Source organism: Synechococcus sp. H55.11 (assembly GCF_047462475.1).
Classification (GTDB): Bacteria; Cyanobacteriota; Cyanobacteriia; order Thermostichales; family Thermostichaceae; genus Thermostichus.
The window spans coordinates 1-10,787 of sequence record NZ_JANSJI010000017.1; the positions used below are offsets into that span (position 1 = coordinate 1).

6 protein-coding genes are annotated in these 10,787 nt (G+C 62.2%); 3 read left to right on the top strand and 3 right to left on the bottom strand.

Annotated features, from left to right (window positions below; genetic code table 11):
• Positions 1-15: 15 nt before the first annotated feature.
• Together NW853_RS00430 and NW853_RS00435 are read right to left on the bottom strand one after the other, a co-directional pair.
• Positions 16-2,766, bottom strand: a complete 2,751-nt coding sequence (locus NW853_RS00430; protein ID WP_414333434.1) for a cation-translocating P-type ATPase — start codon at positions 2,764-2,766, stop codon at positions 16-18.
• A gap of 242 nt (positions 2,767-3,008) precedes the next feature.
• Complete coding sequence (locus NW853_RS00435; RefSeq protein WP_414333422.1) at positions 3,009-3,359, bottom strand: hypothetical protein; 351 nt, start codon at positions 3,357-3,359, stop codon at positions 3,009-3,011.
• A gap of 228 nt (positions 3,360-3,587) precedes the next feature.
• Between NW853_RS00435 and gltX the strand changes: the two genes are divergently transcribed.
• The 3 genes from gltX (at position 3,588) to NW853_RS00450 (ending at position 9,317) form a co-directional block, all read left to right on the top strand.
• A complete protein-coding gene (gene gltX, locus NW853_RS00440; protein WP_414333424.1) occupies positions 3,588-5,027 on the top strand; it encodes a glutamate--tRNA ligase in 1,440 nt (479 codons plus the stop codon).
• A gap of 42 nt (positions 5,028-5,069) precedes the next feature.
• Positions 5,070-8,066, top strand: coding sequence for a GAF domain-containing protein (locus NW853_RS00445; RefSeq protein ID WP_414347100.1), 2,997 nt, complete (start codon positions 5,070-5,072; stop codon positions 8,064-8,066).
• A 162-nt stretch (positions 8,067-8,228) separates the two neighbouring features.
• Positions 8,229-9,317, top strand: a complete 1,089-nt coding sequence (locus tag NW853_RS00450; RefSeq protein WP_414333428.1) for an isocitrate/isopropylmalate dehydrogenase family protein — start codon at positions 8,229-8,231, stop codon at positions 9,315-9,317.
• A 25-nt stretch (positions 9,318-9,342) separates the two neighbouring features.
• Here NW853_RS00450 and NW853_RS00455 read toward each other — a convergent pair whose 3' ends face one another.
• Entirely contained in the window at positions 9,343-10,269 is a 927-nt protein-coding gene (locus NW853_RS00455) for a D-isomer specific 2-hydroxyacid dehydrogenase family protein (RefSeq protein ID WP_414347102.1), read from the bottom strand.
• Positions 10,270-10,787: the final 518 nt, after the last annotated feature.

The window sequence follows — 10,787 nt, forward strand, 5'->3', positions numbered from 1 at the left end:
ATGGAAGCTAGCCGGTTAACGGGGGCGCCAGCGGCAGTAGAGTTTTTCCAGATCTACCCAGACCATCACTACTGTGCTAAAGCCGACGCAAATGAGCAGCTCAGTGAGGGTCAGTTCTTCTGTCCCGAAAAAGTCGCGTAGGAAGGGCACATAGAGCAGGGCCAACTGCAGCAGCAAAGTGGTCAACACCGCCCCCAGCAGGTAGGGGTTGGAAAAGGGGTTGAGCTCGATGGTCAGCTTGTCGTTGGAGCGAACCGCCAGCGCATGGCCCATCTGGGCAATACACAGGGTGGTGAAGACCATCGTGCGCCAGTGAACGATGTAGGCTTCCACAATCCCCATCATGAGGATCGTCGCCAAGCCAAAGACGACGCCAATGCGCACCATGTAGGCGCCGAGCCCTTGGGCAAAGATGCTTTCTTTGGGGTTGAAGGGGGGACGCTGCATCACCCCCGGCTCCGCCGGCTCCATTGCCAAAGCCAGAGCAGGCAAGCCGTCGGTTACCAAGTTCATCCACAGGATCTGTAGGGGCGTCAGCGGCACGTCCTCTAGGCCCAGAAGGGGTGCAGCAGCCACGGTCAACACCTCGCCGATGTTGCTACCCAGGATGTATTTCACGAAGCGGCGGATGTTGCTGTAGACCACCCGCCCTTCTTCAATGGCCGCCACGATGGTGGCAAAGTTGTCGTCCAGCAGCACCATGTCGCTGGCCTCTTTGCTGACATCGGTGCCGGTGATGCCCATGGCAATGCCGATATCCGCTTGGCGCAGGGCAGGGGCGTCGTTGACGCCATCGCCGGTCATGGCCACAAACTGGTTTTGCTTTTGCAGGGCCTGCACGATGCGCAGCTTGTGTTCGGGAGCCACGCGGGCGTAGACGTTGACCCTCTGCACCGTCTCCATCAGCTCCTCAAAGCTCAGCCGGGAGAGGGTGCGCCCATCAATGGCCTGGTTCTCGGAGTCGAGGATGCCCAGCTCGCGGGCAATAGCGATGGCGGTGAGTTGGTGATCGCCGGTAATCATCAGGGTGCGGATCCCGGCCTGCTGGCAGCGGGCTACCGCTTCCCGCGCTTCGGGCCGAGGGGGATCGTACATGCCCACTAGGCCCAGCCACACCAGGTTGCGCTCGATCTCCTCCAGGTTCTCCGGGATCCGCTGCAACTGCTGAGTGGCCACCCCCAAAACCCGGATGCCCTGGCCGGCGAGGCGGTTGTTGGCGCCCAAAATGGCCTGGCGATCGGCTTCTGAGAGCATCTGCCAAGTTCCGCTTTTCTGGATATAGGTGCACTGCTCCAGCACCAGCTCGGCGGATCCCTTAACGTAGACGCGGTAGCTGCCCTCCTCTTGCACCACCACGCTCATGCGCTTGCGTTCCGAGCTAAAAGGGATCTCCTGCACCCGTGGGTGCTGCTCTTGCAAAGAGGCTTTCTGCAGGTTGGCCTTGGCGGCAGCCACCAGCAGGGCGGCCTCGGTGGGATCCCCCAGGATTGACCAGGTGGGGGCAGCGCCGCGCTGGGCTGAGAGATTGGCTTGCAACAGGGCATCGTTGCAGAAGACCACCGCCCTGAGAAAGGCCTGCAAATCGGGGGCACTCTGGGGATCGATGGGCTGGCCGCCGCAGTAGAAGGATCCCTTGGGAATGTAACCGCTGCCGCTGACCTGGTAGTGGCGCTCGGGGGTGAGGATGTCGGTGACCACCATTTTGTTTTCGGTGAGGGTGCCGGTCTTGTCGGAGCAGATGGTGGTGACGGATCCCAGGGTCTCTACGGCCGGCAGGCGGCGGATCAAGGCGTTGCGGCGCACCATGCGCTGGGTGCCGATGGCCAAGGTAACCGTGATTACAGCCGGCAGCCCCTCCGGCACCACCGCCACGGCCATGCTGAGGGAAGTTTCCAGCAGCGCGGTGAAAGGCGCCATGCTCCCGGCCTGGAGCAGCCCCACGATCACCACCAGCGCCACCAAGGCCAGGGATCCCGACACCAGCACATTACCCAACTGGCTCATGCGCCGCTGCAGGGGAGTGGGCTCGTTTTCTACCGTCTGCAGCAGCCTGGCCACCTTGCCCAGCTCCGTGTTCATGCCGGTGGCAGTAACCAAGAGGATCCCTCGCCCCTGCAGCACCTCGGTGCCCATGAAGGCCATGTTGCGCCGCTCGCCCAGCTCTGTGTCTTCGGGGAGGACACAATCAGCCTGCTTGGTGACCGGTACCGCCTCTCCGGTCAGGGCCGCCTCTCGCACCTGTAGGTTCACCGCTTCCGCCAAGCGCCCATCGGCTGGGATCTGCACCCCCGCTTCCAGCAGCACCCGATCCCCTGGCACCAACTGGCTGGCGGGGATCTCCTGCCACAGCCCGTCCCGCTGCACCCGCACGCTGGGGGAGGCCAGCTTTTTTAGGGCCGCCAGCGCTTTTTCCGCCCGGCTTTCTTGCAAGTAGCCCAGCAGACCATTGAGGCCGACGATCAACAGAATGGCCAGAGCATCTTTGGGGAACTCGCCTTCCTGCAAGTCCAGAGTCGCTGAGATCGCCGCCACGGCGATCAGCATCAGCAGCATAACGTTGCGGAATTGGTCGAGAAAGAGCTGCCAGGCGCTGCGGCCAGAGGTGGAGATCAGCTCGTTGGGGCCGAATTCCCGCTGCCTCTGGATCACTTGCTGAGCGGTGAGGCCACGATCGGGATCGGTGTGCAACTTCTGGATGGCGGCGGCAAGGGGGAGGCTATGCCAGGCAGCAACCGAAGAAAGAGGGGATCCATCCGGTGGGATCATCGCGACCACTCGAGGGTTCTTGCCGAATTTTGACATATTCCCCGTCCCGGCGGAGCCGCTGTTGCCGGGCAACACTGCGCAAACAGCCCCTAGACAGCCGTTTGGGTTTTTCGGTGCTCTCGCCGCTATGCAAGCCAAAAGCCGCCCCACCGGCTTGCCTCCGCGTAGGGGCAGAACGGGGCTCCAGACCCAACTTTTCGGCCACAAGAGCGAACTGCTGCTGGAGCGAACCCTGGATATCTCTAGCGCAAGATTTCAGAATCCAAAACAGGCTCTGTCTGGGTGACGCGATAGTAGCCGGCCTGGGTACGAACCGAGGCCTGGTAGGGGCTGGGCAGATCCAGCGAGCGCAGGGGTGGGATGTTGGCGCGCTGGTTGAGCAAAGTGGTGAAGAAGGCGGTGGTTCGCCGGGCCTGGGAGCGCACCACCTCTTCAGGGAAAATCACTGGATCCACATCTTTGCCCCTATCTAGCAGGATCTCATCCAGGGCATCCCCCACTGGGTAGGAAGGATAGGCGATTTGGGCAAAAGCGGATCCAACCGGGATCCCAGCAGCTAGACAACCCAGAACAATGGCTAAGGCCAGACGCATGTGCCGTGATTCCTCCTACGCTACAGCTTGTTCCTCAACACCGGAAAAAAAAGCGAGATTTGGGCGTTGCCCACCAACTTTTACCCCCGGGGAGCCTACCTGTTGACCGGCAGCTAAGGCGGATTCTACTCGACATGCCTCAATTGGCAACCACTTGCAGCCCCCAACATGACAAGGGATCCCGCCGCCGACTAGGATCAAGATGCTCTGCTTGGGATCCATAAGCCTGTGAGTGTTCGCGTTCGCCTTGCCCCCAGTCCAACTGGAAATTTGCACATCGGCACCGCCCGGACGGCAGTGTTTAACTGGCTGTATGCCCGCCGCCACGGCGGCCAGTTCATCCTGCGCATTGAAGACACCGACCGCGAGCGCTCTTCCCCCCGCTACACCCGCAACATTTTGGCGGGGCTGGCCTGGCTGGGGCTGGACTGGGACGAAGGGCCCATCTACCAATCCAACCGCATCGCCCGCTACCAAGCGGTGGTGCAGCAGCTTTTGGAACGGGGGCTGGCCTACCGCTGCTACGTCAGCGAGGCGGAGCTGGAAGCAATGCGCGCCGCCCAAAAGGCCGCCGGCAAAGCCCCTCGCTACGACAACCGCCACCGCTTTCTCACCGAGGAACAGCGCCGCGACTACGAAGCCGAGGGCCGGCAGCCGGTGATCCGCTTCAAGATCGAGGAGCCCCTGGAGGTGTCCTGGGTGGATCTCATCCGCGGCCCCATCACCTGGAACACCCAGGACTTGGGGGGGGATATGGTGATCGCGCGGGCGGATGGCTATCCTCTCTACAACTTGGCGGTGGTGGTGGACGACATCGACATGGGCATTACCCACGTCATCCGCGGCGAAGACCACATCGGCAACACACCCAAACAGATCTTGCTCTACCGCGCTCTGGGGCATGAACCGCCGCAATTTGCCCATTCCCCCCTCATCCTCAACCCAGAAGGGAAGAAGCTCTCCAAGCGGGATGGGGCGACCTCGGTAACAGAGTTTCAGCAAATGGGCTTTTTGCCGGAGGCACTCAAAAACTACTTGGCTTTGCTCAGTTGGTCGCCCCCAGATGGGGAAGAGCTTTTCTTGTTGGAAAAGGCAGCTACACAGTTTGACTTCGACCGGGTCAACCGGGCCGCTGCTCGCTTCGATTGGGACAAGCTCAACTGGATCAATAGTCAGTACATCAAGCAGCTCTCGCCGGCAGAATTGGTGGAGCGGCTGACGCCCTTTTGGCAGGCGGCGGGGTTTGACCTGGGATCCGTGCCGGATCCCGGTTGGCTGGAGGATGTGGCTCGCCTCGTTGCCGAGGGCATCGACCGCCTGACCGAGGCCCCTCCCCTCAGCCGCTTTTTGTTTCAAGAGCCCCTTAGCTATACCTTGCCAGCTTTGGAACAGTTGCGCCTGCCGGGGGTGGCGGAAGCCATGGCGGCCACGGCGGCCACGTTGGCCGCTGCCGAGTTGCCCCAGCCCGTTGCCGCAGACAGCCTGAAGCCGCTGGTGGAGCAAGTAACCAAAAGTCAGGGCATGAAAAAGGGCTTGCTGATGAAAAGCTTGCGGGCCGCCCTGACAGGGGATCTGCAGGGGCCGGATTTGATGGCCTCTTTTGCGCTGCTGCAGCGGCGGGGCTGGGCTTTGGGGCGGCTGGAGGCGGTGCAGAAGTTGGTTGCCTGACTGAAGTTTTGAGTTTGCTCAAGTTTTTGATTGCTTGCTGCTATGCCTTTGCAGGCTTGTGTCGATCCAGATTCCTCGTTGTTGATCCAGCTCCAAGCTGCCAACCAAATCGTCCAGGAACTGGTGCTTCTCTCTTCCCAGGGATCCTCAGAAGCGGCAGAGCCGGAGGTGCTGGAGCAGGGCTTGCGCAGGTTGGCCCAGACCCTGGTGCAGCAGATGGTGAGCCGCTTGGGCGTGGCCTCCGCCCGCCTTTGGTTTTTCGACCCGCAGGAGGGCTGCTTTCAGTCGGTGGCCCATGCCGGCCTGGTCAGCCCTGCCCACGATCAAATTGAGCGGATCTACCCCGATGACAGCCCTATGGGGCGTGTGGCCCAGCAAGGGTTGCCCCTCTTGAGCAACAACCCGGATCAAGAAGCCTGGATGCCTGCCCCGGAGTGGGTGAGGGCTAATGGCCTGCGGGGCTTTGTCGCCCACCCCATTAACCGCGGGGAGGAGCGGCTGGGCGCTTTGGCCCTGCTGAGCCGGATCCCTCTGCAGGCCAGCTTTGTGGAGGTGGTAAAGTTCCTCTGCTCCTATACGGCCAGCGCCATCATCAATGCCAAACTGCTGGAGCGCAGCCGCCGGCAGGCGGTGCGGGAGGCGTTGCTCAACCGCATCACCAGCACTGTTCACCGCTTTTTGCAGTGGGATCAAATCGTCAGCACTGCCCTGAGGGAGCTACAACAGGCCTTTCTCCCGAAAGGCGTGCAGGGGCTGAGCCGCTGCTGTTTTTACAGTCTCAACCCGGACCAGCAGACGGTTCAGGTCACCCACGAAGCCCTGAGCCCTGGACTAGCCCCTTGCCTACGAGAGGTGTACCGGATCCAAGACTTTGGCTCGCTTTGCGAGCGCTTGCGGGCGGGGCAGGTGGTGCAAATCGCCCTGCCTCTGCCGCCGGATGGAGATCTCCTGCCGCCGGCGGGGCTGGCTGCCTTCCAGGCGCTACAAGCTCGCTCGGCGGTGCTGATCCCGGTGCAGTCGGTGGGAGCGGAGATCGGCGGGAGGGATCCCTATAGAGGACGGCCCGGTGTGCAGGGGGGGATGATCGGGTTACTGGGGGTATACATCACTACACCCCATCCTTGGCAGCCGGAGGAGATCGACCTGTTGCGCTCGGTGGCCTATCAACTGGCGATTGCCCTGACCCGTTCCAGCTTGTTCGAGCATGCCCATCAGCAGACGGAACGGCTGGCGCTGTTGCACTCGATCACAGCGGCGATTCGCTCCAGCCTGGATCCCACCACCCTCTTCCACGCGATCACCCAGCAGATCGGGGCGGCTTTTCAGGCGGATGTGTGTATCTTGGCCCTTTGGCAGCCGGAGCAGGAGCTGCTGTGCCCCGTGGGCCTCTATGCGCCGCAGCTTAATCCGTCCGTTCTCGTGAGCGGCACGGAGTCCTCGTTGGATGCCCTGCTGATGGGATCCCCAGAACTCTCGGAGACAATTCAGGCCAGGTTGCGCTGGGCAGCCGGTCTGTTGGCCACCTTGAAGGAGCCGGTGGTGGTGCCGGATGACTTGCAGCCGCAGCGGCAGGGAAGTGGGCTGTTGTGGGTACCTTTGTATGACCATCCGCAGCGGCAGCAGGAGCTGTTGGGGGGGATTGCCCTGCTGCGCGGCTCCCGGATCCCTTCTCCTTGGCAGCCGGAGGATCTGGAGTTGGCGGAAGCCGTGGCCGAGCAGGCAGGGATCGCCCTCAAGCAGGCGCAACTGTACGAGCAGACCCGCATCTCGGCTCAGCGAGAAAGCCTGTTGCGCCAGCTCGCCCAGCGCCTCAGCGGCACCTATGATCCCCAGCAGGTGGTGCAGATTGCCCTCGAGGGTATGGCAGAGGCTTTGCAGGTGGATCGCTGCGATTTTATCGCGCCCCCTGCAACTCCGCAGCCTTCATCTGCTTCTCCCCCAGAGCCCCTGGCCATTCACCAGGAGTATCGTCGTCAGCCGGGGATCCCTTCCCAGGTGGGACAGACTCTGCCCCCTGAGCTGGGCCAGCTCATCTGGGCCAATTGCTACCGCCAGCTAGACACATTGCTGATTGCCGATGTCCACACCTTCCCGCTGCCTGCCCACACACGCCAAAGTCTGCTCCAGAACGGCATCCGCTCCCTGCTGGCTGTGCCGATAGTCACCGATGCTCGCCAGGTGGCCGGGGTGCTCTGTGCGTTCATGCCGTCGGTTGAGCCCGGCAAAACCGCCGATGCCGTCGGACTTGCTCCCGGAGACGCGGACTTGGTGAACGCGCTGGCGGACATTACGGCAGTGGCCTTGCAGCGGGCCTCCTTCTACGAGCAAGTTCGCCGTCAGGAGGCGACAGCAGCAGCTTTGCGGGGTCTAACCGAGGGGCGAGAGGCGGAAAGTCGTCGCTTGGCCGCCGATCTCCACGACCAAACCTTGGCGGATCTGGGAGCTTTATCTCGCCAGATTCAGGAGCTCTCTGGGGATCCAGCCGTTGGCCCCGCTGTCCAGACCCAGTTGCAGGCCATGAGCGCCCAACTGAGGGAAACCATGGCCGAGTTGCGGGGGATCGTGGAAGATTTACAGCCGACGGCCATGCGGGCCTTTAACCTGGGCCCGGCCCTGCGCAGCCTCCTGGAACGGGCCGCCCAGCGATCCCCGCATCCCCTCCTCACCCGTTTCGACAACCAAGCCGATGGCCTGCTCTCCCGCCTCAGCCCCGCCTGCCAGAGCAACATTTTCCGCATCGTGCAGGAGGCCCTCAACAACATCGTCAAACATGCAGGGGCACGGCGCATCGATCTCATCATTCAGCCCCGGCAGGATACTCAGGCTCTCTGCACCCACTTGGAGCTGAAGATCATCGACGATGGCTGCGGTATGCCGGAGTCCAAGGGTGGGGCCGATCCCATGCCTGGCCATGGACATGGGCTGCTCAACATGCGCTACCGAGCCGAGTTGATCGGGGCCGCCATTGCCTGGCGTAACCGCCGCTTCGGCAGTGGCACGGTCGTGGAGCTGCGGATTCCCTTGCCCCCAACTCCCTAATTTCGTCCCCGGCCCCGCCCATTGACAAGGTAGCGGATGCAGCATTTTCGCTCTCAACCTGTTCTATAGTCATTGAAGCCTAGGGGATCCCCGGTTATCTGACCTATCTATGGGGGGATCCGCCGGCAAGACGGAGTTTTCACGCTGCGAGGAGAAGCATCGGTGGCCTATCGTGTGACTTTGATTCCTGGGGATGGCATCGGCCCGGAAGTGACCAAGGCGATGACCACGGTTTTGGAGGCTACCGGGGTTGGGTTGGAATGGATCCCGGTAGAGGCAGGGGTGGAGGTGATCGAGAAATACGGCACCCCCTTACCGCCCCACGTATTGGAGTCGATCCGAGAGACCAAGCTGGCCATCAAAGGGCCCATCGGCACTCCCGTAGGCACCGGCTTTCGCTCGGTGAATGTGGCCATCCGCAAAGAGCTGGATCTCTACGCCAACCTGCGCCCGGCCAAGTCCATCCCGGGGATCAAAAGCCCCTTTCAAGACATTGACCTGGTGGTGGTGCGGGAAAACACCGAAGATCTCTACGCCGGGATCGAGTTTGAGCAGGGCACACCGGCAGCCATCCAAGCGCGGGAAGCCATGATGCGCCTTTCCGGCAAACCCATCCGCGAGGGATCCGCCATCGGCATCAAGCCCATCTCAGACTTCGGCAGCCGCCGCATTGTCAAGTTTGCCTTCGAATACGCCCGCCAAAACGGCCGCAAAAAGGTAACTGCCGTCCACAAAGCCAACATCATGAAGTTTACCGACGGCCTGTTTTTACAGGTGGCGCGGGAGGTGGCCCAGGAGTACCCCGACATCGAGTTTGAAGATCGCATCGTGGACAACATGTGCATGCAACTGATGCAGAAGCCGCAGCTCTACGATGTGCTGGTGCTCACCAACCTCTACGGGGACATCATCTCCGACTTGTGCGCCGGCATGATCGGCGGGCTGGGGGTGGCGCCAGGGGCCAACATCGGGGATGGCATTGCGGTTTTTGAGGCCATCCACGGCTCGGCGCCCAAGTATGCCGGCCAAAACAAGGTCAACCCCTCTGCCCTTATCCTCTCCGGGGCCATGATGTTGCGCTATCTGGGCGAGCGGGAAGCCGCCGCGAGGGTAGAAGCGGCAGTGCAGTCGGTCATTGCCGAAGGCAAATACGTCACCTATGACCTGGCGCAAGGGGAGCCCGTCGGCACGCAAGAGATGGCCGAGGCCATCGCCGCTCGCGTGCAGGAGATGGCCCCCCGCGAGTCCTAGCTCCCCTCTCCCAAGGGGTGAGGGCTCAATAGCCCAAAACCGGATCCACCACTCCCAGCAAGGGATCCCCCAGCCGAAAGCGGCGCACATTTTCCCGCACCCGCTCGGAGAGGGCAGGAACAATCATGGCGTCGGTAATGGCTGTGTGGGGGGTAATGAGGCAATTGGGCAAGCTCCAGAGGGGATGCCCAGCCGGCAAGGGCTCAGGATCCGTGACATCCAAGGCGGCCCCGCGAATCACCCCCTGTTGCAGAGCGGCCACCAAGTCGGGGGTCACGATGTGTTTGCCTCTTGCCACATTCACCAGCCAACACTGGGATCCCATCTGCTCCAGCTCCCGCCGGGCGATGATCCCCTCTGTTTCCGGGGTGAGGGCCAAGGCCAGGATCACCACATCCGCCCCTGCCAGCACCGCCTGCCGTTCTGCCAGCGTCACCACCCGGCTGGCTCCTGGCAAGGGATCCGCCCTGCGCCGCACCACGTCAATGGAACAGCGGAAGGGCTGTAACAACTGGATCAGCGCCTGGGCAATGCCCCCCGCCCCAAAGATGACCACGCGGCTGCCCCAGAGGCTGGTGCCGGATCCCGCCTGCCAAGTCTGGGCCAAAGCGCGGATCTTCAGATCCCGCAGGCCGGCCAAGGTGAGGGCCAGGGCATGTTCGGCCACCGCCTGAGCGTACACCCCCTTACCGCAGGTCCACACATAGGCGGGATCCAAAACCCCTGCCTGGGCAAAAGGTTCCACCCCTGCCCAGGGCAACTGCACCCAGCGGATCCCCTTTCCTTCGGCAAGACACTGCTTGAGCTTGGGCACGTCAAAGGCATCTGCCCACACCAGCGCCTCCGCTTCGGCCAGCGGCACCAGCTCGCCACCCCCTGCCAAGACTGCCTTTTTTAGCCAGGGTCGGAGGTGGCCGGGTTCGACGGCAATGCGCTTGCCTTGGATGCCCATCGGAGTGCTTGAAGAAGACTTCCCCTTTGCCAGGATATCGCCGGCAGAAGGGGAAAAGCCTCAAAAGCCGCCCTCGGCTGCAACTGTTAAGGGATCCCAAAGGGAGGATGGGAAGGGCTGCCGGAATCGCTAGGTTGGGGACTGGTGCCCTCGGTTGTTGTTCTTTGTGCTGTCATGAGCCTTTCTGAGTTTTTAACCTTGGTGCTGCTGCTCTTTCCGGGCATTTTGCTCTCTTTAATTTTGATGGCCACCTTTGCCGCCGGCGGATAGGGGCTACCACAAGTGTCGTCGGCTGGAGGAGTAGTCATTATCAAATAGCAAAATCAAATAGCAAAAAAACGTTTCTCTACGTTGTTATTGCTACGCAACGCTGTCGCGAACGCACCACCCTAACTCCCCTCTCCCAGAGGGAGAGGGGCCGGGGGTGAGGGCCTCAGGGAGAGGGGCCGGGGGTGGTCGCGTGAGCGGCGCGGAGCGCTTGGGCCTCAGGGAGAGGGGCCGGGGGTGGTCGCGTGAGC